This window comes from Aeromonas sp. 11P (assembly GCF_051920165.1).
In the GTDB taxonomy this organism is placed as follows: domain Bacteria; phylum Pseudomonadota; class Gammaproteobacteria; order Enterobacterales; family Aeromonadaceae; genus Aeromonas; species Aeromonas veronii.
The window spans coordinates 4335334-4360412 of the sequence record NZ_JBQBDJ010000004.1; the positions used below are offsets into that span (position 1 = coordinate 4335334).

Annotated in this window: 22 protein-coding genes, 1 other RNA gene and 1 pseudogene; 10 read left to right on the top strand and 14 right to left on the bottom strand. The window is 54.8% G+C overall.

The window, feature by feature from the left end; genetic code table 11:
- Position 1: 1 nt before the first annotated feature.
- The 8 genes from ACTG1P_RS20150 to ACTG1P_RS20185 all read right to left on the bottom strand — a co-directional run bounded on the left by ACTG1P_RS20150 (position 2) and on the right by ACTG1P_RS20185 (position 6404).
- Complete coding sequence (locus ACTG1P_RS20150; protein WP_201997226.1) at positions 2-349, bottom strand: YkvA family protein; 348 nt, start codon at positions 347-349, stop codon at positions 2-4.
- A 184-nt stretch (positions 350-533) separates the two neighbouring features.
- A complete protein-coding gene (locus ACTG1P_RS20155; RefSeq protein WP_440002067.1) occupies positions 534-884 on the bottom strand; it encodes a hypothetical protein in 351 nt (116 codons plus the stop codon).
- A gap of 41 nt (positions 885-925) precedes the next feature.
- Positions 926-2089 carry a hypothetical protein gene (locus tag ACTG1P_RS20160; RefSeq protein ID WP_421335622.1) on the bottom strand — a complete coding sequence of 388 codons (1164 nt, stop codon included), beginning with the start codon at positions 2087-2089 and terminating at the stop codon, positions 926-928.
- Between the two features lie 52 nt (positions 2090-2141).
- Complete coding sequence (locus tag ACTG1P_RS20165) at positions 2142-2477, bottom strand: hypothetical protein (RefSeq protein WP_101531667.1); 336 nt, start codon at positions 2475-2477, stop codon at positions 2142-2144.
- A 68-nt stretch (positions 2478-2545) separates the two neighbouring features.
- The gene (locus ACTG1P_RS20170; protein WP_047435435.1) at positions 2546-3097 is read right to left on the bottom strand and encodes a recombinase family protein; all 552 of its coding nucleotides are present in this window, start codon (positions 3095-3097) and stop codon (positions 2546-2548) included.
- A gap of 289 nt (positions 3098-3386) precedes the next feature.
- Positions 3387-4370 carry a recombination directionality factor gene (locus ACTG1P_RS20175; protein ID WP_440002068.1) on the bottom strand — a complete coding sequence of 328 codons (984 nt, stop codon included), beginning with the start codon at positions 4368-4370 and terminating at the stop codon, positions 3387-3389.
- Positions 4367-5356 (bottom strand): YqaJ viral recombinase family protein, encoded by a 990-nt coding sequence (locus ACTG1P_RS20180; protein ID WP_440002069.1) that lies wholly within the window; start codon positions 5354-5356, stop codon positions 4367-4369. Before ACTG1P_RS20180 ends, ACTG1P_RS20175 begins: the two co-directional genes overlap by 4 nt.
- Before the next feature lie 94 nt (positions 5357-5450).
- Complete coding sequence (locus tag ACTG1P_RS20185) at positions 5451-6404, bottom strand: DUF932 domain-containing protein (protein ID WP_440002070.1); 954 nt, start codon at positions 6402-6404, stop codon at positions 5451-5453.
- Between the two features lie 558 nt (positions 6405-6962).
- Here ACTG1P_RS20185 and ACTG1P_RS20190 point away from each other — a divergent pair.
- The 3 genes from ACTG1P_RS20190 to ACTG1P_RS20200 all read left to right on the top strand — a co-directional run bounded on the left by ACTG1P_RS20190 (position 6963) and on the right by ACTG1P_RS20200 (position 10539).
- Positions 6963-7160: a helix-turn-helix transcriptional regulator gene (locus ACTG1P_RS20190; RefSeq protein ID WP_215805205.1), complete on the top strand. Its 198-nt coding sequence runs from the start codon at positions 6963-6965 to the stop codon at positions 7158-7160.
- A gap of 423 nt (positions 7161-7583) precedes the next feature.
- Positions 7584-8693 carry a hypothetical protein gene (locus ACTG1P_RS20195; protein WP_440002071.1) on the top strand — a complete coding sequence of 370 codons (1110 nt, stop codon included), beginning with the start codon at positions 7584-7586 and terminating at the stop codon, positions 8691-8693.
- An 82-nt stretch (positions 8694-8775) separates the two neighbouring features.
- Positions 8776-10539, top strand: a complete 1764-nt coding sequence (locus ACTG1P_RS20200) for a hypothetical protein (protein WP_440002072.1) — start codon at positions 8776-8778, stop codon at positions 10537-10539.
- A gap of 149 nt (positions 10540-10688) precedes the next feature.
- Here the strand turns inward: ACTG1P_RS20200 and ACTG1P_RS20205 are convergent, their stop codons facing one another.
- The 3 genes from ACTG1P_RS20205 to smpB all read right to left on the bottom strand — a co-directional run bounded on the left by ACTG1P_RS20205 (position 10689) and on the right by smpB (position 13106).
- Positions 10689-11927, bottom strand: a complete 1239-nt coding sequence (locus tag ACTG1P_RS20205) for an integrase domain-containing protein (RefSeq protein WP_111901416.1) — start codon at positions 11925-11927, stop codon at positions 10689-10691.
- Positions 11928-12091: 164 nt separating this feature from the next.
- Positions 12092-12451, bottom strand: a transfer-messenger RNA (tmRNA) gene (ssrA, locus tag ACTG1P_RS20210).
- Positions 12452-12617: 166 nt separating this feature from the next.
- The gene (gene smpB / locus ACTG1P_RS20215) at positions 12618-13106 is read right to left on the bottom strand and encodes an SsrA-binding protein SmpB (protein ID WP_005334498.1); all 489 of its coding nucleotides are present in this window, start codon (positions 13104-13106) and stop codon (positions 12618-12620) included.
- A gap of 169 nt (positions 13107-13275) precedes the next feature.
- On the opposite strand from smpB, the gene ACTG1P_RS20220 reads away from it, so the two are divergent.
- The gene (locus ACTG1P_RS20220; RefSeq protein ID WP_005334496.1) at positions 13276-13710 is read left to right on the top strand and encodes an SRPBCC family protein; all 435 of its coding nucleotides are present in this window, start codon (positions 13276-13278) and stop codon (positions 13708-13710) included.
- Positions 13703-14050 (top strand): RnfH family protein, encoded by a 348-nt coding sequence (locus ACTG1P_RS20225; protein WP_058059898.1) that lies wholly within the window; start codon positions 13703-13705, stop codon positions 14048-14050. Before ACTG1P_RS20220 ends, ACTG1P_RS20225 begins: the two co-directional genes overlap by 8 nt.
- Before the next feature lie 81 nt (positions 14051-14131).
- Here the strand turns inward: ACTG1P_RS20225 and ACTG1P_RS20230 are convergent, their stop codons facing one another.
- Positions 14132-15406, bottom strand: coding sequence for an amidohydrolase (locus tag ACTG1P_RS20230; RefSeq protein ID WP_440002073.1), 1275 nt, complete (start codon positions 15404-15406; stop codon positions 14132-14134).
- 179 nt (positions 15407-15585) lie between these two features.
- Positions 15586-18042, bottom strand: a complete 2457-nt coding sequence (gene fadE, locus ACTG1P_RS20235; RefSeq protein ID WP_440002074.1) for an acyl-CoA dehydrogenase FadE — start codon at positions 18040-18042, stop codon at positions 15586-15588.
- A gap of 256 nt (positions 18043-18298) precedes the next feature.
- Here fadE and lpcA point away from each other — a divergent pair, with 256 nt between their 5' ends.
- The 3 genes from lpcA to ACTG1P_RS20250 all read left to right on the top strand — a co-directional run bounded on the left by lpcA (position 18299) and on the right by ACTG1P_RS20250 (position 20478).
- Positions 18299-18877 (top strand): D-sedoheptulose 7-phosphate isomerase, encoded by a 579-nt coding sequence (gene lpcA / locus ACTG1P_RS20240; RefSeq protein ID WP_069555409.1) that lies wholly within the window; start codon positions 18299-18301, stop codon positions 18875-18877.
- A gap of 164 nt (positions 18878-19041) precedes the next feature.
- Positions 19042-19851 carry a class II glutamine amidotransferase gene (locus ACTG1P_RS20245; RefSeq protein ID WP_019446544.1) on the top strand — a complete coding sequence of 270 codons (810 nt, stop codon included), beginning with the start codon at positions 19042-19044 and terminating at the stop codon, positions 19849-19851.
- Between the two features lie 291 nt (positions 19852-20142).
- Positions 20143-20478 carry an Hpt domain-containing protein gene (locus tag ACTG1P_RS20250; RefSeq protein WP_201991894.1) on the top strand — a complete coding sequence of 112 codons (336 nt, stop codon included), beginning with the start codon at positions 20143-20145 and terminating at the stop codon, positions 20476-20478.
- A 39-nt stretch (positions 20479-20517) separates the two neighbouring features.
- Here the strand turns inward: ACTG1P_RS20250 and ACTG1P_RS20255 are convergent, their stop codons facing one another.
- Positions 20518-21432 (bottom strand): gluconeogenesis factor YvcK family protein, encoded by a 915-nt coding sequence (locus tag ACTG1P_RS20255; protein ID WP_005334480.1) that lies wholly within the window; start codon positions 21430-21432, stop codon positions 20518-20520.
- Positions 21433-21545: 113 nt separating this feature from the next.
- Between ACTG1P_RS20255 and ACTG1P_RS20260 the strand changes: the two genes are divergently transcribed.
- On the top strand, positions 21546-22730 hold the full coding sequence (locus tag ACTG1P_RS20260; protein ID WP_440002075.1) for an FIST signal transduction protein: 1185 nt from the start codon (positions 21546-21548) through the stop codon (positions 22728-22730).
- 31 nt (positions 22731-22761) lie between these two features.
- Positions 22762-24857, top strand: a pseudogene (locus ACTG1P_RS20265) (ATP-binding protein).
- Positions 24858-25079 lie beyond the last annotated feature (222 nt).

The following is a 25079-nucleotide window of genomic DNA, read 5'->3' on the forward strand; positions in this document are numbered from 1 at the left end:
GTTAATCTTGGCCGAACAGCTCGCGCATTTTTCTGGCCACTCGGGCACGGATCTGTTCATCAATAAAGGCGGCAATGCTGGCGAGAGCTGCACTCAGTACCGCGATGTCATCGGCGAGTCCCATCGGCAACACATCCGGGATCGCATCAATGGGCGATATAAAGTAGGCCAGCGCACTGTAGATCAGCAGCTTGGCCCAAAGTGGCAGGTCACCCTTCTGGCTGGTGTAGTAGAGCAACAGGCAGGTCTCGATAAAGGGCCGACCGGCACGTTTGGCAAAGGCCCAGAGTTTGTGCCAAAAACCTGGGTGATCGAACGGCTCGCATTCAGGGGGAATGCAGGGGGGCATAGTGTGTCTCCTTCAAGAGTGGGTGAATGGTAGAAATAAAAAGAGGAGGCAAATGCCTCCTCTTGGATGGGAATGGGTGTGACCTATTGGTCCCACATCAAGCAGTCAAACTCGGGTGTGTTGGTGGCTGGCAGAACTGATGCCACCTCTTGGGTCGGCAGTGCGAGCTGCTTGCCATCAGCCGTCAAAATGCGCGGATCGACTTTGCCTTACGTAGCTTGCCCCACATGTCGAAGAAATTGTTCTCACCGACACGGGACTCGGTCTCATAGGGCGCATCGTATTGGTTGCCATCGACGATGATGGAGAAAGCCTGCCCAGCATAAGAGCCGAACTCCTTGCCCTGCACGGTGGCCGTCATGCTGACCTTGCGGGTGTCACTACAGGCGATATAGAGATGGTTCTGCTCGTTGACCACCGCCGTGTATTCGCTGGTGCCCTGACCCCAGCCACTGCTCCAGCGTCCGGCCTCGCCATAGGCAAAGGCTACGCTGGATGAAATAAGCAAACCAGGCAATACAATTAACCATTTCATATTCCAAGCCTCACTCATTTTTGTTAAACACAACGTACATATTAATTTTGTGGTTGGAACTGGTATTCCACATCACCATTGGTAGTTGATAAATTCAATTCTAACACGTTGCAGTCATAGCCCGTGTAAAGCATGAGTTCCTTACCAAAAGCTAACGTTAGAGGTAATGGGGAAATTGACTTTACTTGACACTGGCCTCTGTTAACGACAGCTTTCGTTATCTTCACCCGGTCGCTGTGAGAAACAACAGTTATTACTTTTGATGGCAACCCCTTGTTGGGGATAATTGGCCGCACATTGACCGAAAATGTGGAGGCTGTTGTCGGCCCCTGCTGGGCTAACAGTGCATCATTCTTTTTATGTGAGATGGTATCAGCCGTGAGGCAGGTAAAATCTGAAGATGTTCTGTCAGGTAGTGCGGAAGCGCCACCCTGTGGGGTCAGCACGTAGGTAATATTGTCTGGTTGAGAGATGAGATAAAGGGTTTTATTTTCACGCAAGCCATCCCAAAATTTATCAAGGTACGTCTTGTTGTTGGTTATTACGCTTGCAGGTTCAGCCTTGCCTCCGACACTGACGTAAAACGAATCCTTTTCAACGTCATACTTGTCACCATCCAGGATTGCTCGCATGGTCATTTTATTGGTGTTGTCACAAGAGAAGTACAACGCATGCTTATCGTCAGCGACAACCGAGTAGCGATGTTCATTACCCACTTTGGTATGTGTAACTTGGGCGGGCGCCTGATAGTCTTTCTTTTTTATCCCTTCCGTCAAGCAGATAAATTCACTGCTGTCACGTGCTGGCAATACTTGACTGGCATTTGCTGTTGGCAATTCGGGGCCACGTTGGTCCAACATAATGGAATGCCCGGATCTTATTTCATCCCATAACTTAAAGAAATTCGATATGCTGCTATCTCCATTTATCACGTAAGGTGTGAAGTAATACGATTCGCTGGTTTTTATATCAAAGGTTCTATCGTATACATCAGTGCCAACTTGGACACCTTCAATCGTGGCATACATAGCGATATCTTTACCATTTTTATCGCAAGAGATGATGAGCTTATTCTGGTCATCAATCACAGCGGCATACTCCATGCCATCCTGTGTTTTTCTACTCGACCATTGGCCTGCCTCACCATAGGCCAACGCGTTGCTACACAGCAATGCGGTGACTGACGAAATTAAAAGTTTATTCATTTTTATTACTCCCCAACGTTCTTCATCTTAAAAAGAACGGTCTGAATGATGGTTATTTTTTGTAACGCACGCTGATGGAACCATCCACGACATGTTTCACTATTTCATAGTCAGGGTTATACGTAGCCAGGTTATGCGCTGCGATACCAAGGGTTGCGAACATACCTGCAACCCCGGTTGCGCCACCTAAAAATGTTGCTCCTGCTGCGGCAATACGCCCTTGGGTGTATACCCTGCATTTCAATCCGGCTGATTCTATCGTTGTCTCAAGAATTCGAACGGTACTGCCCATATTTCCGGAGACACCCACAATCTCAAAGGTGCTTCGGGTATTAATAAGGGCTGCTATTTTCTCGGTACGAAAATCATCATATTGCAGTATTTCCATCGAAGGTCATTGCTCCTTGGTGAGTGATAGAGCCCCCAGCTCAAATACTGCGGCTGGGGGCTTGTGCTTTAACTCGTCGCGGCGGTTTTGAGAATGCGTTGCACACTGGAGAGGCTGATCCCCGTTTGTCTTGCTATCTCTGTTTTGGCAAGTCCCCGGTCGGCAAGAGCCAGCACTTCTTCTCCTCTTGCCATCGCGGTAGGTTTGCGGCCTTTGTACACGCCACGTTGTTTGGCCAACTCAATGCCCTCCGCCTGCCGCTCCAGCATCAGCTCCCGCTCGAAGGTGGCGATAGCACCAATCATGGTGAGCATCAGCTTACCGGTAGGGGTCGAGGTATTGATCCCCAGATTCAAAATCCTCAGTGCTACCTGCTTGCTTTGCAGGTATTCCGAGATCTCCAACAGGTGACGGGTGTTGCGGGCCAAGCGATCCAGCTTGGTGACCAACACCACATCCCCCTCACGCACAAAGTTGAGTAACTGAGCCAATTGGGGGCGGTCGTCCCTTGCCCCACTGACTTTCTCCTGAAAAATCGTGCTGCACTCAGCCAGTGCCTGAAGCTGGGTGTCCAGGCTCTGCCCGACGGTACTCACGCGTGCATAACCCACCAGTGCCATGGTCTCCTCCTGGTCAATAGGGCAGGGTACAATGACGGCACAAGTCAAAAGCCTGAAACCAACCCTATTGACTTGAAAACAGTGCCTTTTTAGTGCGTATTCGTGCATGTCACTAGGGCCTGAGCTATTGACCCAGCGCCAGCAGTTGGATCCAGTAATGAGACGTTCTGTGATTGCCGTGGATATCGATTTGCGAATGCAATCGGACTGGAAGTCGTGAAATGGGCCCTATAGGGAGGGCCTCACGGTTCAGTAAAACCGCTTGCCCATTCCCGAAGGCCATCAGCAGTTAACCGGGGGAAGGGAATGGGCTCCCTTTCCCCAATTTGTTGGTGAGTGGACTCCTTCTTGGTTGTGGCCTCTGTGGCGTTCTGGTTGCTTGGCTCTGTGGTGCGGCATGCGAGGTTGTCGCTTCCACACCAGCGTTATCATTCGCCGTCTCGTCGCTGTTGGCTTCGGGATAGAACTCCTCCAACAGCATCGGCACCTCTTCATCGATATCTTCAAACTGGCCGTTACGCAGCAATTCACGCGCGACCTGCTCCATCTGGTCGATGGCGAGACCCGCCTCCTGGTCACGCAGTGCCGCCTCTTGTGCTTGCCTGACTGCCTCGGTCAGGTTGGTTTCCTCCCGCAAGGTTAAATCCACGTAGTAGACCGGTGTGCGGTAGGACTGGGTAGTGCTCTTGGCCCGCAACCGTAGGGTGAGCGGCAGATAGCGGGTATGGCCCCCGCTCAAAGCCTCCAGGTACTTCAGCCGAGCAGCCAGAGTGCGCACCGAGTTGTAGCCGGTGGTGCGGAAGATAAAGCTACCCAACTCATCCCCTTGCCCCTCCACAAACAGGTTCAGTCGTCCGTACAGCTTGCAACCCTGTTGGCCTGCAAAGGCGCAGCGCTCAGGTCCAGGGCAGCTGACCTCCTCTATGCCTTGTGCCCCCACACGTCTTGCCACCTCCCCATTCCCGACACAGAGCGGTCTGCCGGTTTGCCGGTCAAACGCGCTGTATTCCGCCCGTAGATTCAAGTCGCTATCGTTGAACAGCACCCGCACCGGAATGGCGCGGATCTTGGTTTGTTCCTGCCCTTGGCCACTCTTTTGCGATGAGTAGTGTTGATGCAGGGGATGGAGTAACCATCCCCCTTTTTGTTGTACCTGGGTGGTGAGGGTGAAGCTGTCGTCCTTCTCCGGTACCCATTTATCCTGTTTTTGCACCAGCTTGCCGATGCAGATCCGCCCGATCACGGGCGGGGTGATCGCCAGTCCTTTGATCATGGAGTTTGCCTCAAGGGTTGAATGGTGAAACGGCGCACGCCGGGCACCGGTTTGACGTAACGGGTGAGCAGGTCGGGATGATCCTGACCGAGCTTATCCAGATCCGGCGCCAGCCGGTCTTTGCTGCGCTTCCAAGTGATCTTGCCATCGGCAAACAGCCCGGCTGTCGCTTCACCCAAGGTCGCTTGCAGCCGCTGTTTGAGTTGTGACTCTTGTTGCTCGACAGCTTCCTTTTGCTGACGCAAGCGCAGTAGCTCCCCAAACAGCTGGTTGAAATCGGGAGAATCGGAGAGATCCAGCGTCTGACCATCATCGCGGGGAAAGAGCCAACTCAGGGCGTTGGCGGCATCGCTGGAGCCGTCAGGATCGGGCTGCTGATCTTGTTGCACCATCTGCCAGAACTGCGCCTCCCGCTCGGTGAGATCTTGGATCTTCTCCTCATCACGTTCGATGCGGTAAATCCGAAAATCCTGGCCGCCGATGAGCACTGCCACCTCAGCCCAGGCATGGCCGGTAACAGCCAGCTGATGCAGTACCTGACACTGGTAAGCCACCGGCACGCCTTCCTCCCACTGGGGAGCGCTGTGATAGCTGGCAGTTTTGATCTCCAGAATGCCAGGCCCATCGGGATGGCCGACTACCTCCCGATCGAGGTTGGCGAGCATGAAGGGTTGCTCGGGGTGTTGCAGCACAGCATTGACCCGTCGCACACGAAAGCCGGTGCGTTTGGCATAGACCTGCGCTAACACAGGCTCCAGCTCAATGCCCCACAGCACGGCTTCCTTGTGGGAGATATCCTCCGGCTCCTTGCGACCGGTCTTCTCCAGCCAGAGGCTGAGCGGGCATTTGTAGGGGGAGAGCCCCACTGCGACGGCGGCATCGGAGGAACCAATGCCGAGTTTACGGACAGCGAGCCACTGCTCGCGGGTTAACTGGGTAGTAGAGGCTAGCCGCAGGGCTTGGCCATATTTGGCTTTTGCTTTCATGACTATTCCTTGTTGACGGCATAAATGGCTACGCCCGGATTGGCTTGCGCCAGTCCGGGTGAGGTCGTTATGCGGTTTGAATGGGGAAGCGTAATTACTGCAGCAGAGTGAGTGCCTGATTCAAGGCTTGAGATTTGAGTTGGGAGCCCTGACCAAACCAGGCGGAGTCGAGTCGGTGATCCTGGCTGCGGGCACGGCGGTGGTGATCCACGTATTCAGTGACCGCATTGACCAGCCCCCAGGCTGTATTGCGGGAGCTGGCAAGCTTTGAGCCCATACCTGCGCCCATATACAGCTCGTGCAGTTTTTGGGCGGGACGGCTGAGAATAATATTCTCATCATCGCCAGCCGGATCATTGAGTAGTTCACCGAAGAAACTAAGGGCTTCCACGGGTGATACCGGGCGATTGCTCAACGATGTCATCTCTTGTTGGAAACGATCCCAATTTGCCATACCAAGGCCCAATGCCTCTTTGACGGCAGTTGCATTAAATTGAGTTGAGTGGGGAACCTTGATCGCACCATTATTATCCCGTAATGCTATTTGCAAGGTGTTATTACAGACAACTCGTAACGAGGTAAATTGTGCTGTGGTACACAACGTACCATCACAACTGGTGGCGAGCAGCAGATATGATTTTACCCTGTCGCCACCTTTCAGTTTCATATCTTGACCAGTTTTAGCCAGCGCCCATAATTTACGGCCGCCCTTGAGCGAGCCCGCTGTTTCCAACTCAAAGCCGCCCACCTCTACCAGATCTTGATAAAAATGCAGCACCTCGTGAGGCTGAACCACGTTATATCGGCGAGAAACGACGGATAGAGGCTCCAGGTTATCAGAGCGGTACAAAACTTTGCTGTCTGAATAAGGGCGAATATGAAGTGCATCTGAGGCGACGTTAAACATCACGTCGCTCTGCTCGATGGTCCAATCCATCCCGGCTGCCTTCAGCCAGATATCGAGAGATTGTTGCGGTGGCAAGACATTGCCGAGGCCATGCCAAGGGGTTTGGCCAGTGTAGGCCATGGTGTCGATCAGGTGAGCCATATCTCCTCCAGGAATTGTGAAATGCAGACATCTGCCTGCTAACTCATGGGGGTGATGTAGGTTTGAAATTTTCTGGAAATGGCTCGTATCCCCGATGCACTCAGCTATGGCTGGCATGTAAATTTGGACAGGATGGACAGACATGTGAGACGACCTGGATCTGGTCACATTAAGCCGCATCACCAAGTTAAATTCTTATCGACGTCTCCCCGCTCGGCTCACATTTCTCTCCTTGGGTTGAGAGAACTGGATCTTCCACCCCCCCCTCCGTGCTGTTGATGATGCAACCTACTGTTTAGTATGGAAATTAAACTAACATTCCAAATTCTTAAACTAACTTTTTGCTAGGTATGGCCATGGAGGCTGCATTTGGCAGCACGGGGAGCGGGACAACATTCGCAGGAAGTTCCTGCTGTCGGAAGTCTACCCAAGGCTGATGTTGAGATGGAGCAGGGGTTGGATAAATAGAACCAATACGGCAGGAAATGGCGTCGTTTCAGGAAGGTATTTTGGAGAAAATGTAGTTGTTGAACAGGGAATTTTGAAGGAGGTAAATCGATGGTAATGAAGGTACTACGTAACAACGATGTGATCCAGACGCTAGGGATCAGCAAGTCGAAATTTTTCGACATGTTGAACCCGAAGTCCCCGCGTTTCGATGCGACGTTCCCTAAGCGGATCCGCATCGGGGCCAACTCGGTTGGGTTCCTGGAACACGAGATTATGGAGTGGCTGAAATCACGCCAAGAGGTGTGATCAGACCCTCTTGCTGAGGCAGCATGGGGCACAACAGAGTGCTCCATGAGCCGTAAGATAGACGTCTTAGCAAGGTGGATTACGTGTTAGAGAAGAAGGAGAAAAATAGACACTAACTATACAAAAACCAGCCACATTCACGGTGTCGGTATTCTCGGGAAAATAAGAGCGAGATGAATTTATTTCCCCTGATAACACCTTAAACTACTGAGGTGTGAATATTGGTTTTTATTGTTATTAGTATTCCCTATAACTAATACAAAGACCCTCCAACTAATCATGAAAAGAAACTGTAACCCATTCATGATGAAACAGAATACAGGCGTAATCAACAAGATGAAGCCTGTAACCAGGAATAAGAATAGGACATGACCACATGTCCTTACTCACGACTAATACCAAGAATTAAATTAAGGGGTAAGTATGTCTAAGTATGGTCGTGGTTGTATCGACATTGATGCAATCAAAATACTTCAAGAGTCTAATCTTGAAGTCGGCACTGACACCGACGGGAGTCCCAGTGTTGGCTTGTTCCAGATACACAACGAGGTCGGTTATTATCGTGAATTGTTGAGTTACACTGCCAAACTTGAGCAAATGAACTACCCGCCCATCATCTTTGATGTGGTCATAAAAAATGGTTTCCCCTGTGCTCTGACCAAGGAGGGGAAAAAATTCACGACCATCGTCAATAATGCCACGTTGGTCTTTAAGCATCAGGAATATTATCGCCTGCACCCTAAACTAGCATGCTTGTGTAATTTTATCGTGAAGCATGGGCTGCACGAAATGCTTGAGCTTGGTCTTATTAGTTGTGAAGTAAGAACCATGCTTACTGAAAAGCTCAAGGTATTACTGGATGAGTTGAAATCATCCGAGCTGATGCACCAAGTATATACCTTCATGAAAGGTGCACGCAAAAACACCGTATCATTACAGCACTATGTTAACGGCTTATTTCAACGTTACTCCCGGTTGTTGGTATTGCGTGTAGACTTGTCCTACAAGCGTGAATACCGGGATTCACTTTCGCTTGATGAAATAATCAAGCACAAGGATGCGTTGCTTAAAAATCGCCGCAAAGGGGCATTGGCTGCCAACTGGGTAGGCTATGCTTGTCGCTTGGAGTTTGCTCCGGAAACCGGATACCATTTCCATTTAGTTGTTTTTTTGAATGGCGCAAATTTCCGGAGTGATGTGTGTCATGCGGGGTTCATAATCGAAGAGTGGAAGTATATTACTGGCGGGCGTGGCCGGGGCTTTAACTGCAATATGAAGGCTAAGGCTAACGAATACCGATTTTGTGGGATTGGCGTCGTCAATCATCACGACAAGGAGAAACGGCAGTATTTGCACAAGGCGCTTGCCTATCTGACCAAGTCAGACCGTGTAGCCAAGCTGAAGCTCGATGGACGTCGTACCTTCTTCAAAGGAACGTTACCCAAAAAAGTTACGGCCAGAGGCAGACCGCGTACCAAGACCCTCAGGCAATCACTGCAGCCATTCAGGCAACCGCGCTTGGTCGGTGTTTGACTCGGGCTGGCTATCTTGTCAGACTCTTATGAGGGGCCTTGGGGCCCTTTTCATTGAGCATTGATAAGCATAGGAGGTTGGGGTGGCGGCATCAGAGGGAGATTGGTTGCGATTGAAGTTGTTGGAGCTCGCACGCCAAGTTTCATTTGATGTAGCGATATCGTTTGATGAGCTCCTCCCACTTCAAATGGCTTGTGAAAATAGCGAAAAGGCGTGGCGATTGCGTCATGGTTATGGCGATGAGCATCACCGGAATTTGTACTATGCCTTGGCGTTGATTGAGAAGTTAAAGGAACTGCTTGGCTGCACTCCTGAGGATGAGTGGCAGATATTTGAACTGGTGAGTATTGATAAGTCTATCGAGGGATTTCACTCACGAGCGGCGTTTCAAACGATCAGTATTTTGCCACTAACGAAGATAGGTTTATGTTTTTTAACCATATTCTATCTCCTTAATATCACACATCGGCATTTTCGGCATTACACATTACATCCCTATGCCAATTACTTCTCAACCCAAGAGTGTATCGACATCATCAGCTGCTATTATGAGTACCTGGTTTTTGACGATGATATCACTGCGTCTATACGTATGGATACTGATATTTCGGAGCAACTTCTCATTGGCATTGTTGAGCAGGCAACGAACATTGCAAATAAAATCAACGAAAGAGCCAGAGTCTTGCTTAAGGACCTACTCAGAAAGGACTTGAATGTAAAGGTCAGTAATTTTGAAAAAAATGCAGCTAAACATATTGCCGGTTTTTGGGACTTTTTAGAGAATGTAATTTGTGACGAGCAGAATTTAAAAGTAGTGATTAAAGCTAGGTTTGAGTTTGAACGTTACAGCGGTAATAAAAAAGATCATAATGGTATTCAAGCACATGCAGACCGTTTCAGTAGGGCGATAACTGACTTTAATACAGACCTGAGAAAAACTACAGCATTAAAAGGCTTTGTCAATATGGTGAGCTCGATTCATGCACCCGAGACGATGCCATGGTATCAAGAGACGTTTATCACATTGTGTTTCCCTAAAGATGCGTATCCCTTCGATTATCATAAGGAGTCATTCAGCCTGCTTTGTAAGTATGATAAGAGAATATCAAAAAGCATTCGTTTATTTACAAATAATCCACGTAGCAAAAAGTACTCTGAATTAGCTAAAAAACTTAATATTGACACCCAACAGGGTAGTAATTTGGTCGATTTTATTGAAATCTTAAAATCTCAAAAGAAAGATGACAAACACCCCATGACTACTGTAAGCATTGTCGATGATTTACATCAAAAGATGGCAATGTTCGATAGCTTCATTTTTTTGAAAGAGGCACAGGCCCGTTGGCATAAGTGTGCAAAAAAATATTGTAGTGATGACGTTTCTGCGACGCAGTCGGGAGGCTATGCAATGACACTTTTTTCAGCTCTTCTTATCGAGAATAAAACTATTATTCCTCTAATAGCGCCCCCGGACATACTAATTAAACAATCAGGCTCATTGGATGCAATTGCGTATACTGACAGGAAACTTCTGATGATGATAAAAAACACTCTTCAGATGTTGCCCTTACCTAAATTAGAAACGATGCCTGATGGCCTACAAAGAGAGATGGCCGTAGGTATTCCTAGTAATAGTCATCTGCTGCTTGATATTATCAAAAGCAGCATGGCGAAGCTGTTTTTTATGAAACTAACCTTGAAAGGGTTGAACTGCACTCTTAATGAGGTTCGCGATACGTCTAGCCATTCTGTAAATAAAAAACGTCTAATGCCAAAGGGAAAGAGCCACTCATCATCTCGCACAAAATTAAAAAAAATCATAATGCGATACTCAATGTGGAATTAACCTGATGGAGTTAATTCCAAGCCCGATAGCCATTACCCACGGCTCAATTCACTGGCGGGTCCATCAGATGCTCTCAGACGGTTATACAGGATCAGCGAGGTTGCAGGTAGTGTCGCGATTTGGACAACTAGGCCTTATATAGATAATAATTATCCTGCTTTTGTGGATGGCAACCACGTCAGCGCCGAGCCGATTTTGGATGCTGTATCAATATGTTCTGACCACCAGACCATCATTTCTCGGCGACGTTCCAGATAATCCGTGCGGTTATAAGCGCTACGCACTTCGTCTTTGTCAGAGTGCGCCAAGGCGGATTCGATAACGTCTCGATCAAATCCTCTCTCGTTAAGGGTCGTGCTGCCCAAAGCTCGCAGGCCGTGAGCAACCAAGGTCCCTTCATACCCCATCCGTTTCAAAGCTGCATTGGCGGTTTGTTCGTTAGTGTGTGTCTTGGGATTTCGGATCCCAGGGAAGATAAATTCACGATGGCCGCTGATGGGTCGCATTAGGTCCAGGTAGGCAAGTGTCTGTGGCGTCAAGGGCACGTCATGACCTCTGCGCTTCTTCATTCTCTCTGGTGGGATCCGCCAGAGTTTCTTTTCCATATCGATCTCTGCCCACCGGGCTCCTGCAGCCTCGCTGGGGCGAGCTAAGGTATGCAGGCTCCATTCGATAAGGCAGCGGGTCTGCAAATTGATGCTGGCCTTCGATAGCCTGTTCATCAGTTCCGGCAGTTGGTTGGGGTTAATACTGGGCATGTGCTGTTTGGCTGGACGCTGAAACACCTTGCTGATCCCAGAGCAAGGGTTGGCATCGATCAGACCAGAGTTGACGGCAAAGGTCATGATCTCGTTCACCCGTTGTGTGAGACGACGCACTGTTTCGAGTTTTCCTGCAGCTGCGATGGGCTCGATGATCTTGATGGCCCTCTGAGCCTTGATCTCCATAACAGGCACAGTGCCAATCTCGGGGAACAGATACATTTCGAGCGAGCGCCAAAGATCTTCGGCATAGGCCGGGGTGACGGAGGGGCGCTTGACATCAAACCAGCGCTTGGCAACGGCTTCAAATGTGTGCTCACTCTGAGATAACGCGGCGGATGTCTGCTCATCTCGATGGTGTTGGGGATCGATGTTTTGTTGCAGCAACGTTTTGGCTTCTGAACGTTTCTCTCGCGCGTCAGCCAACGACATCTCCGGCCAGGAGCCAAAGCTGATCATGTTTCTCTGTTTAGTAAGGGGGCGGTAGTAACGCAGGCGCCACAACTTTGAGCCATTGGGTTTGATGACGAGCTCTAGACCAGCCCCGTCGCAGAGTGTGTATTCCTTCTCTTTGGGCTTGGCTGCTTTGATCTCGGTTGGGGACAAGGGGCGGGTGATACGAGGCATAGGCATACGCTCCGGAAGGCATACAAAACGATATGCCTAACGATATGCCTAAAAGGGCTGGATGGCAACGCATCCCATTGGACAGCATAAGACAACAAAAAACCCGCAAAGCCTTACGCCATGCGGGTTTCTTGGACTTCGTTGGTCACTGTTGGACCGGTATTTGGTGGAGCTGGGGGGATTTGAACCCCCGTCCAAAATTACTACATCCTTGGCACTACATGCTTAGTCACTCTTTACATTCGCCAACCCGCTGCGGAGAGACACGCCACGAATTGACTAGCTCGATTGGTTTTAATGCTTCCGCCCCGAGCAGGACTTCCACACGATCCTGTGAAGGATGACCTTCCGATTCCCTAGGACACAGGCAAGCTAGGGTAGAAGGGCTCTATGCAGGTTATTAAGCTGCTAGTGCGTAGTTTTCGTCGTTTGCGACTATTTTTTTGCGGTTTATTAACGAGGCCTACCGCACCTCGGCATGCACCTTGGGTTTCGTGAATCTTGTCGAATCCAGAATCAGCCCCAAGTTGTTAATTGCGATTGTACGCAAAAATGCTGTCATAGCAAGGCGTTGATACCCATTCCCTCTGGCAGCCAGTCTGTTTGCCGATTTATTGTACGCAGCTGAGCCTGAAGAGCCAGCTGCGCCGGGGAAAGGTGAACCGGCGTCCTGATCCTGTCAGTCGCAGGTTAGCCGCGATGCTTGTTCTTCATGATTCGAGCTTTTTCCCGATCCCACTCGCGGGCCTTGGTATCTTCGCGCTTGTCGTGCTCTTTCTTGCCCTTCACCAGGCCGATCTCGACTTTGACCCAGCACTGTTTCCAGTAGAGGGCGAGGGGAACTATGGTGTAGCCCTGACGGGCAATCAGGCTTTCGAGCTTGTCGAGTTCACGACGGCTCAGCAGCAGTTTGCGGGTGCGGGTCGGGTCACATACCACATGGCTGGAGGCCGCTTGCAGTGGCAGGAAGCTGGAGCCGAACAGATAGGCCTCGCCATCGCGGAAGATGACATAGGCTTCGCTGATGTTGGCCTTGCCCGCCCGCAGGGATTTGACTTCCCACCCTTGCAGGGACAGACCCGCTTCGATCTTCTCTTCGATGAAGTATTCGTGGCGCGCGGTTCTGTTGAGTGCAATGGTGCTGGACCCGGCTTTGTTTTTACTGTTTTTTTTGCTCATGACGGGCGATTTCCGGCAATGACTAGGAGGCTCGTATTATACGTAGGCAGGGGCGGCTGTAAAACGCGCAGCAGGTCAAGTGGTGGCTTTCTGAGCGGTTTGGCTGAGGTTTTACCTCCACAACCCCAAACATGGTGATAAAATCGCGCCGATTGGATGAGGAAAAGCCATGCCCCGAATTACGCGCAGTGCCCTGGTGATGTTCAGTGCAGAACAGATGTTCAAGTTGGTTAACGATGTGGATGCCTATCCGCAGTTTTTGCCCGGCTGTGTCGGCAGCCGTGTCCACGAGGCTGGCGATGACTACATGATGGCGTCGGTCGATGTGGCCAAGGCGGGGATTGCCAAGACCTTTACTACCCGCAATCAGCTGGATGTGAACCGCCAGATCAGGATGGAGCTGGTGGATGGCCCGTTCCGCAAGCTGGCGGGCTGGTGGACCTTTACCCCGCTCGATGTGGATGCCTGCAAGGTGGAGTTTGATCTCGATTTCGAGTTCACCTCCAAGCTTATCGAGGTGGCCTTTGGTCAGGTATTCCGCGATCTGGTGAGCTCCATGGTCTCCGCCTTCTCCAACCGGGCGAAGGAGGTCTACGGTGTCTGACCAGCTCAACATCGAGGTTGTCTATGCCTTGCCGCAGCAGCAGACGGTGATTGCCCTGAGGGTGGCGCCCGAGACTTGCGTGCTGGCGGCCATCGAGCAGTCCGGCATCGTGCAAAAGCACCCCGAGATTGACTTGTCGGTCAACAAGTTCGGCATCTACAGCCGCCCGGTGAAAGGGAGCGAGCCGCTGCACGACGGCGATCGTATCGAGATCTACCGTCCACTCATCGCCGATCCCCGCGAGATGCGCAAAAAGCGGGCCGAGAAGGCCAAAGAGGAGGGGAGAGCCGATAGCGTGACCGGTGGCCGCCCCGATGTACATCGCAAGCTCCGCGAGTAGTGCTCAGGTTTTTCTTGCAGAAAAAAGGCGCCGAGGCGCCTTTTTTTGATCCCGTTAGCCGGTGAGCTGGCCAAGGGAATATCAAGAGAGGGCTGCTTCTGTCACGCCCAGCCGGGCGCGTGCCCAGGCGGCCAGCAGCTCGACGCCGCTTTGCATCACCCGCTCGTCGAAATCGAAGGCGTTGTGGTGGTGCGGCGCCGCCAGATCGGCGCCAAGGATCAGGTAAGCCGCCTCGCCCCCCTGTTTTTGCACCCGCTCCATCAGAAAACCGGCATCTTCGCTGGCGCCAAAGCGGCGGGTCTGAATGGTGGCGAGCCCCTGCTTGCGGGCCAGCGCCGCCAGCTCGGCCTGCAGCGCCGGGCTGTTGTCGAGGGCAATGGCCTCACCCTGTTTGATGATGCGGTAGGTGACGCCGTGGGCAAGGGCCGTGCCTTCGACGATGCGTTGCACCTGGCTGAACATGTAGTCGTTGAGGGCGCTATCGGCGCCGCGGGTTTCACCGCGCAGCTCGGCATGGTCGGGGATGACATTGCGCCCGCTGCCGGCGTGGAGCTGGCCGACGTTGATGCGGGTCATGCCGTCGCGGTGGCGGGGAATGCCGAGCATGGCGGTGGTGGCCATGCAGGCGGCGGCCAGCGCATTGCTGCCAGCGTTGGGTTCGAGCCCGGCGTGGGCGGCGGTGCCCATGAAGTGGACGTCGAACTTGGTGGAGCAGAGAAACTCGGTGGGATTGATCACCAGCTCGCCGCTGCCGGCGTGAATGCCGATATGGAGCGAGAGCAGGGCATCCACGTCATCGAGTGCCCCGCCTGCGGCCAGCGCCTTGCCACCGCGGCACCCCTCTTCAGCGGGTTGGAAGAAGAGCTTGATGCGCCCGCCCAGCTCCTCTTTCATCGCCATCAGGCGGCTGGCCAGCCCCAGACCTATGGCGGTATGGCCATCGTGGGCGCAGGCGTGCATCCACCCCTTGTTGTGGGAGGCAAAGCCCTCCTGCTGCGGAAGGTGCTGCTCGGCGTCGGACTCTTCTACCTCCACCGCGTCGATGTCGAAGCGAAAGGCCAGGGTCGGCCCGGGGCGGCCGGTATCCAGCTCTCCCATCAGCCCGGTCACGTCGCCAATGCGCTCCAGCCAGTCGGGATGGGCACCCTGACGGCGGGCGCGGGCTTTCTCGGCGGCCACATCGACATCGCGCCCCATCATCAGATTGCTGGCCAGCAGCTTGTCGCCAAGCACGATGCGATAACCGAGCTCGCTCAGGTGGTGGGCAATCAGGCTGGTGGTGCGAAACTCTTTCCATGCGGCTTCTGGCAGGCGATGCAGGTCGCGGCGCCACAGGATCAGCTGCTCAAGGGTCATCCAGGTTTCCTTGGTAATTCGATTTGTCGGCTATTGTGCCTTTTTTCCCGGCTGACCACACGGGGCCAGCAGCTGGTCGGGGGAGCTGTGCGTGCGAGTGATCTCTGTGAGGGCCGTGAATAGTGGTGAGCGCCCATAAAAAACGCCTCCACAAGGGAGGCGTTGTCGATAGCTGGTTATCAGGCCGCGTGATGGTAAGCGGATGCTTCAAACAGCTTCTTGTTGGCCACCAGATCGATGGGGTCAAAATCATCGACGTTGATGGTGCGCAGGCGACTTACTTCGGCGCGGCGCAGCAGTTCCGCTTCGTTCTGGGTCAGTACACCAGCGGCCAGGCCCATGTCGGCCACCTTGTCCAGCGCCATGAAGGGACGCTTGATGCCATCGCTCTTGCAGACTTTCTCGAACAGCGGCTCGGCGGCCAGCACGTCATCGAGCGCCTGTTCCAGCAGACCGAAGGGGTTACCCTCTTCGCGGGTCAGATACTGCCCCTTGGCCAGGCGACTGCGAGTTTCGCTCGGGGTTTGCAGCAGACGGGCAACCTGTTGATCCAGCTTGTCGCACGGACGGTTCAGGTCACGACCCAGCGGCAGCACCACGGCGCGCAGGGCAAGCCCAATCCAGCGGTTCGGGAAGTTGCGCAGCAGCTCGTCGATCGCCTCTTGTGCCTTGAACATGGCATCTTGCAGTGCCCAGTGCAGCAGCGGCAGGTCGGCCTGCTGGCGTCCCTCATCCTGATAGCGCTTGAGGGCGCTGGAGGCGAGATAGAGCTGGCTCAATACATCGCCAAGACGAGCGGAGACCCGCTCCTTGCGTTTGAGCTCGCCACCCAGAGTACCCATCGCCATATCTGACAGGAACGCCAGGTTGGCCGAGAGGCGGGAGAGCTGCTGGTAGTAGCCCTTGGTCTGATCCTTGTAAGGGGCCGCGGCAAAGCGTGCGCCGGTGATACCGAGCCAGAAGCTGCGCACCAGGTTGCTGATGGCAAAGCCGACGTGGCTGAATACCGCCTTGTCGAAATCTTTCAGCGCCTGCTCTTTATCCGGGTGGCTGGCGGCCAGCATCTCCGGCAGTACATACGGGTGGCAGCGGATAGCGCCCTGACCATAGATGATCATGCTGCGGGTCAGGATGTTGGCCCCTTCTACCGTAACGGCGATGGGCGCACCCTGATAGCCACGGGCCAGATAGTTGTTGGGGCCCATGCAGATGGCTTTACCGCCGTGGATGTCCATGGCATCGATGATGCACTTCTGGGCACGGTCCGTGAGGTGGTATTTGACGATGGCGGAGATGACCGAGGGTTTTTCGCCAAGGTCGATACCGGTCACGGTCAGGTTGGCTGCGGCGCCCATGATGTAGGCGTTGCCGCCGATGCGGGCCAGCGGCTCTTCAATCCCTTCCATCTTGCCGATGGGCAGCTTGAACTGGCGACGGATGCGGCTGTAGGCGCCGCTCGCCAGGGCCAGCATCTTGACGCCGCCAGTGCTGTTGGAGGGCAAGGTGATGCCGCGACCGACTGACAGACACTCGACCAGCATGCGCCAGCCCTGACCGGCCATGGCCGGGCCGCCGATGATGAAATCGAGCGGGACGAATACATCCTTACCCTGGGTCGGGCCGTTCTGGAACGGCACGTTGAGCGGGAAGTGGCGACGGCCAATGCCGACACCCTTGATGTGAGTCGGGATCAGCGCACAGGTGATGCCGAGCTCTTCCTCTTCACCCAGCAGGTGTTCCGGATCACGCAGTTTGAAGGCCAGACCCAGCACGGTAGCAATAGGGGCGAGCGTGATGTAGCGCTTGTTCCAGGTGAGGCGCATACCGAGCACCTCTTTCCCTTCCCACTCGCCTTTGCAGACGATGCCAAAATCGGGGATGGAACCGGCGTCCGAACCTGCCTCCGGACTGGTCAGGGCGAAGCAGGGGATCTCTTTACCTACCGCCAGACGGGGCAGGTAGTAATCTTTCTGCTCGTCAGTGCCATAGTGCTGCAGCAGTTCGCCCGGGCCCAGCGAGTTGGGCACGCCGACGGTGGAGGCGAGCACGGCGCTGGCACCGCACAGTTTTTGCAGGACGCAGGACTGGGCGTAGGCCGAGAACTCCAGACCGCCATATTTCTTCTTGATGATCATGGCGAAGAACTTGTTGTCCTTCAGGTATTGCCACACCTCGGGGGAGAGATCCGCGCGCTCGTGGGTCACTTCCCAGTCGCTCACCATGCGGCACACTTCCTCGACCGGACCATCCATAAAGGCCTGCTCTTCGGCAGAGAGGGTGCTGACCGGGATGGCGTGCAGCTTTTTCCAGTCCGGGTTGCCCGCGAACAGATCGGCTTCCCACCAGGTGGTGCCCGCTTCAATCGCCTCTTTCTCGGTGCGGGACATCTCCGGCATGATCGATTTGTAGATCTTGAACAGCGGCTTGGTTATTTGATTGCGGCGAAATTCCACCAGATTGAGCGGGATGGCGATCACCGCGAACAGCGCCCATACCAGCAAGGGCACATGACCATAGATGGCGCCAAGCACCAGGGCGGCGCCGGTGACCAGGGTGGAGATGAACAGGGATGCCCGGCGATAGGCCAGGGCTCCGATAACCAGGATCACCCCGAGCAGAGTGAGGGTCGTCGTCATTGCTTGCTCCTTGCGTGTATAAATGTGCCAACGTGGTGTAACTGATCCAGAGGTCTGACCTGTTGGATATGGCCCCTGTTGTAATTCATACGCACAAAGTTATCAAGCTGTTTACATCTTCATTACCTTCTCTCTGTGATCCCCATAACGCTCAAGTGCCGCCAGCGCTGTGGCTCGCAGGGGGGCGACTGTACGATTCGCTTGTGCGAGAATAGCCGCGATCTACACGCACACTAAAAACAGTGGAAGAGACATCATGTACCAAGAATTGATCCGCAATGAACTGACCGAAGCTGCCAGCGTGCTGCAGGCCTTCCTGGCTGATGAGCAGAACCTGAAAAACATCGAAGCGGCCGCCAAACTGCTGGCCGGCTCTTTCAAAGAAGAGGGCAAGGTGCTCTCTTGTGGCAACGGTGGTTCGCACTGTGACGCCATGCACTTTGCCGAAGAGCTGACCGGTCGCTATCGCGAGAACCGCCCGGGTTACGCCGGTATCGCCATCTCCGATCCGAGCCACCTCTCCTGCGTCTCCAACGACTTTGGCTATGACTATGTCTTCTCCCGCTATGTGGAAGCGGTTGGCCGTCGTGGCGACGTGCTGCTTGGCATCTCCACCAGCGGCAACTCTGGCAATATCTTGAAAGCCATCGAGGCAGCCCGCGCCAAAGGGATGAAAGTGATCGCCCTGACCGGCAAGGATGGCGGCAAGATGGCGGGTCTGGCGGATGTCGAGATCCGGGTTCCGCACTTTGGCTATGCCGACCGTATTCAGGAAGTGCACATCAAGGTAATCCACATCCTGATCCAGCTGGTCGAAAAAGAGATGGCCAAGTAATCAGGCCATCGTCACCAGACAAGGGCAACACCGGTAACATGGTTCGCCATCGGCCGGTTGTTGCCAGTCACAGGGGAAGGGATTGCGCCTTCCCCTGCTGTCTGTCGAACCAGCGTGCTGGTCGAACATGACACAAGCCAAATCATGAAAGGAGTCTGCCGGATATGTGCGAACTGCTCGGCATGAGTGCCAATGTGCCGACCGATATCTGCTTCAGCTTTACCGGGTTGATGCTGCGCGGCGGCAAGACCGGGCCCCACAAGGATGGCTGGGGGATCACCTTCTACGAGGGGAAGGGCTTTCGCACCTTCAAGGATCCCGAGCCCAGCGCCCAATCTCCCATCGCCAGACTGGTACAGGCGCTGCCCATCAAGAGCTGCGCTGTGGTCAGCCACATTCGGCAGGCTAACCGTGGCTGCGTGTCACTGGAAAATACCCACCCCTTTACCCGTGAGCTGTGGGGCCGTTACTGGACCTTCGCCCACAACGGTCAGCTGACCGGCTACAAGAAGCTGCCAACCGGCCGCCACCGGCCGGTGGGGGATACCGACAGCGAGCACGCCTTCTGCTGGCTGCTCGATCGGCTGGAGCAAAAATATCCCAAGCGTCCGGCCAACTTTCCCGCCATGTTTCGCTATCTCGCTACCCTGTGTGACGAGCTCAGAGCGTTCGGGGTGTTCAACATGCTGCTCTCGGACGGGGAGTATGTGATGAGCTACTGCAGCAACAACCTGCACTGGCTGACCCGCTGTGCGCCCTTTGGCGAGGCGAGCCTGCTGGATGAGGAGGTGGTGATCGACTTTCAAAGCGAGACTACCCCCAACGATGTGGTGACCCTGATCACCACCCGTCCGCTGACCGGCAATGAGAACTGGGTCAAAATGGCACCCGGCGAATTCAATCTGTTTCGCATGGGGGAGCGGGTGGCGACCAATCAGGTCGCGCTTGAGCAAGATAAAAAAATACCAGGGTAGATACCTACCCTGGTTCTTCGCAGCAGCCATAAAAGGCAAAAGGGATGAGAGGTGTTGCTGAGCATCATCACTCTGACGGCATTGAGTGTTGATCAATTGTTAATTTGTGGCAATCAAGTTGTTGTCTTGACGGGCGTTTCAGCATCGCTATTTCGATACTGATCACATTTTTTGCCACTTTATTCCCTGAGCCATCCAATCGGGTGCTTCATCACAGCCTGGTCGTGAGCCACGACATCGAAAACTATCTATAGTATGGTCTGTTTGAATACCGTTCTGGAGGAGCCTCGCATGGAGTGGGTGGATCGCAAGGTGTTGCAGCAGCTGGCAGAGGATATCGGTCCGGATATGCTGCCCGTGGTCATCGCAGTCTTTATTGAAGAGGTGGGCGAGCAGCTGGGTCAGCTCAGGCCCCTCTATGAGCAGGGGGAGTGGGAGGCGCTGGCTCGGGTGGCGCACAGCATGAAATCATCCTGTGGCAGCTACGGCGCCATGCCGAGTTATCAGCAGGTGATGGCGCTGGAGATGGCCAGCAAGCAGGCCGATGTGGCAGAGGCAGAGCGCCAGTTGCAACTGCTGGAGGCCTCCTTGCCTCAGGTACTCGCGTTTCTTGCCGATTATCAGTAACGGCGCCATGCAGGGGTGCCGGGGCGCCGTGACCGTAGCCTAACGCTGGTTGAGCAGTTGCTGGATGATCCGGTCCAGCGCCAGTTTCAGCTTCAACCGATCGTGCCGATGGGGCAGCTCAAGCTCGCCCAGCTCGGCTTCGATCACTCGCCCTTGCCAGTCCCCCGCATCACCCGCGCCCTGTGGGGCCAGGATGGCATCCAGCCGACCCTGACCGACCCGGGACTCCAGCCAGCGACACTGACTCATCAGATCCAGCTGACTGGCAGGGCCGTTTTCCGCCACCAGATTGCAGACGAAAACCAGCATGGCGCTGCTCTCGTTGATGGCCTGGGCGATCTCGGCCAGCAGCAGTGGCGGCATGATGGAGGTGAGAAAACTGCCCGGCCCCAGAATGATCATGTCCGCCTGCTGCAGTGCCAGCACCGCTTCGCGGGTCGCTTGCACCTCCGGCATCAGGCCGAGAGAGAGGGGCGGTGTTGCCAGTTGATCGATGGATACCTCTCCCAGGATCTGGGTGCCACACTCCATATGGGCGCAGAGATCGGTGGGAAATTCAGACATGGGTAGCAATTGTGACTCGATTTTGAGCATGTCACTGATCAGCTTGATAGCATCAAGAGGACGGACACAGAGATTATCGAGCGCCAGCAGCATCAGGTTGCCAAGGTTGTGACCCGCCAGCTCGCCTTTGCCGGCAAAGCGGTATTCGAACAACAGGCTGCCTATGCTGGGATCGGTCACCAGCTGGTTCAGGCAGTTGCGCAGATCGCCCCAGGCGATGCACTCCTGGCTCTTGCGCAGGCGCCCGGTCGAGCCACCATCATCTGTGGTGGTGACGATGCCGGTGAGCCGTTGACCGAGAAACGAGAGGGACGAAAGCACTCGCCCCATGCCGTGGCCACCACCGATGGCAACGACCCGATCGAAGTCATTGATGTTTTTTTGCCACATATGGGCGTCCTGTCATTGGTCTCAGTTGACCGCTATGTTAGCAAGTGAAGCGAGATAATTGTTTGATAAAGGTATGATTTTTGCTTGAGGCTGCCATTCGATAAAACAAGGAGATGGTGTTGAAATTTCTGACCGTTCACTCCCTCGCCCAGAATTCATCGCTGGCGGCCCAAGATATCTGCGCGCAGCTGCGCCACCATGCCGATCAGGCCCCCTCCCTGCTGTTACTCTATTTTACCCAAGCCCATGAGGGGGCGATACTGCGCGACGCGCTCAAACGCCAGTTCCCGACGACCCGTCTGTTGGGTTGCAGCTCTTGCGGTGGCGTCATGACCGAGATGGGACACCACGCCCGAGACGGATATGGGCTGGCGGTTGCTGCCCTGTACGACGAGAAAGGAGCATTCGGGGTGGCCGGAGCCAGCGGTGACGGGGTGGATGTGCGACAGTTGCTGCGCCGAGCCATGAGCGACTGTGGTCGGCCAGGTGAGCTGCCCCAGCTGATCCTGTTTCACGCCAGTCCTGGCAAGGAGGAGGGGCTGCTGGCCGGTATCGAGGCCGAACTTGGTACCTCGGTGCCGGTGGTCGGTGGATCCGCGGCTGATAGCAGTGTCAGCGGTGACTGGCAGCTCTGCTGGGATGAGGCGGTGGCTCACGATGGCATCGGTCTGGCGGTGCTCTATCCCGATTGCCAGCTCGCTTTTCAGTTTCACTCCGGTTATGTGCCTGCCGAATTCAGCGGCGAGATCACCGCCTGCAACGGGCGGGAGGTACTCACCATCGATCACCAGCCTGCCGCCGAGGTCTATGCCCGCTGGTGCGGGCGCGAGCAGCCCTGGCCGGTGGGGGCGATTTTGCGGGAGACCACGCTCACCCCGTTGGCTCGTCAGGTGGGAGCGCTGGATGGCATTCCTTACTACAAACTCTCCCATCCTGAAGCTGTGACCGAACAGGGCGGGCTGCGGCTCTTTACCGATGTGGTGCAAGGGGAGCGTCTGCTGTTGATGTACAGCAGTCAGGAAGGGTTGTTGCAGCGCAGCCTCAATGCCATGCGCGTCGAGCCAGGGTATGGGGTCGATGTGGAATTGCAGCCTATCGGCGCGCTCATAATCTTTTGTGCTGGTTGCCGTTTGGCGCTAGGTGATATGTTGTGCCAATTTGTCGAGCAGAGCCAGGCTCGCCTCGGCAAGATCCCCTTTATCACCCCCTTTACCTTCGGCGAGCAGGGGCGGCTGCCCAATGGCGAGCTGGCCCACGGCAACCTGATGGTATCGAGCGTGATTTTCCTGACCCGTTGAGTCGGCAGAACATAACAGAGCAGGCAACAAGATGATTGGCAACAGTGAACTGGAAGCCCTCGGCGACAAATTGCAGACCACGCTGGTCGATCTTATGCGTTGCCGCGAGCGCGAGGCCAAGTATCGTCACGAGTCCCAGACTCTGCTGGGGGGGGTTGCCACCCTCGCCGATGCCAAGACGCTGGAGCAGGTGCTTGAGAGCCTTATCCAGGTGCTCAAACCCTTTATCGGCTTTGAGCACGCTGATGTGGTGGCCTGGGAAGGAGAGCAGGGGAGTACCCACCTCAGTACCGAGACGATGCTCGCTGCCCGCAGCTGGCGCATGACCCCGGCATTTGCCCGCGCCATCTCGGGTGAAACTCTGGTGATTTACGATCCCGCCCAGCTGCCTGAGCTGGCGCCGCTGGCGAGCGAGCCGGGCTGGGCCAGCGTGATGCTGACCGGGCTGCAGGCCCCCGGCTTTACCGCCACCCTCATCTGCCGCCACGCTCGGGCGGGCACCTTCGATCTCACCAGCAAGGCCGCCATGGAGCGTTGCCGTCCGCTCATCGCCCAGGCGCTGGTCAACATCACCTATCGGGCCCGCTTGCAGGAACAGGTCGCGGTAAAAACCGAGGCGCTGCAGGCCAGCGAACGTCGTTTTCGCAGCTTCGCCGCCATGGCTTCAGACTGGTTCTGGGAGACAGATGCCGAGCATCGCCTTAGTTACGCCTCAGAGCCGGGTTATCTGGATGAGATGACCCCGCAGGCGACCCGGCCGACCCTCTATGACTACGTCTGCAACAAGCAGAGCTGCGATGCCCAGAAATACCTGCAGCTTTTGGAGCTGCGCCAGCCGGTGCGAGGGGTGCGGATGCAGGTTGCGCTGCAACACGGCCCCTGCTGGATGGAGGTGAGCGCCGAGCCCTGCTTTGACCATGATGGCCAGTTTATCGGTTATCGTGGCACTGCCCGGGATATCAGCAACCAGATCCGCCGGGAAGAGGAGCTGGCGCGGGCACGGGATGAGGCTGAAGCGGCCAACCGTGCCAAGTCCCAGTTTCTGGCCATGATGACCCACGAGATCCGTTCGCCCATGAATGCGGTGTTGGGGATGCTCGATCTGGTGCAGCATGCCGAGCTGGCGCCGGAGCAACAGAGCCTGCTGCGCCATGCCACCCACTCGGCCAGATTGCTGCAAACCATCATCGACGACGTGCTCGATTTTTCGAAAATCGAGTCGCAAACCCTGGTGTTTCACTGCGAGACCCTGCAACCCGTCCAGCTTTGCCAATCCCTGGTCGAACCGCTGCAAACCCGTGCCGCCGCCAAGGGGATTGCGCTGGTTTATCGGGTCGATGAGTCGGTACCCCGGGAGTTGCAGGGGGATCCGATGCGTTTGTCACAGGTGATGGGCAATCTGCTGGACAACGCCCTCAAATTTACCGAGCAGGGGCAGGTGACACTGCACCTGGGTTGGCAGGATGAGAAGCTGCTGATCTCGGTCTCCGACACTGGGATCGGGATCGCTGATGCGGATCAGGCGCTGCTGTTTGAACCCTTCTCCCAGGTCGACAACTCGGCCACCCGGCGTTTTTCCGGTACCGGCCTCGGTCTTGCCATCAGCAAGCGTCTGGTGACGCTTATGGGGGAGAGATCCACCTGAAGAGCGAGCCTGGCAAGGGAAGCTGTTTCTGGTTCGAGCTGCCCGGTATGGCGCTGCCTTGTCATAGCCAGCCGCAGCGGGAGGAGGGGGCTTCGGCACTGCTGCCACTGGATGTGCTGGTGGTGGAGGACAGCCCGGTGAACCAGTTGGTGGTGTCGCTGATGCTGCAAAAACTGGTGGGCAAGGTACGGCTGGCAGCCAATGGTCTGGAGGCGCTGGCGCAGGTGGATGAGCAGCTCCCGGATCTGATCCTGATGGATATGCGGATGCCCCTGATGGACGGGCTGGAAGCGACCCGACGCTTGCGTGAGTTGGGATGTACTATGCCTATCGTCGCCCTGACGGCCAATGCGATGGCGGAGGACAAGGCGTGCTGTCTGGCGCAGGGGATGGATGACTTTCTCGCCAAGCCTATCACCTTGTCACGGCTGAGAGAGTGTTTGCAGCGTCACTTTGGTCAGCGGTTGCCGACGCGCGGATAAAAAAAATGGTCAACTTTGTGGGTTGACCAGTTCTTCAGCAAATACTGAAGAGAGCACGGGATAAATCGGGTTGTATCAATCTATATGAAAAATCTGTGCCAACTTTTTTGGGACTCTTTTGTGTTCAATTTTGGCCGTTTAGCGCAGCGGCTCTCTCTTGTTATGGCGTTTTGCGTTCCTACTTAGTCGCAAAATGCGAATTTCACATTTTCATTGTTGGAA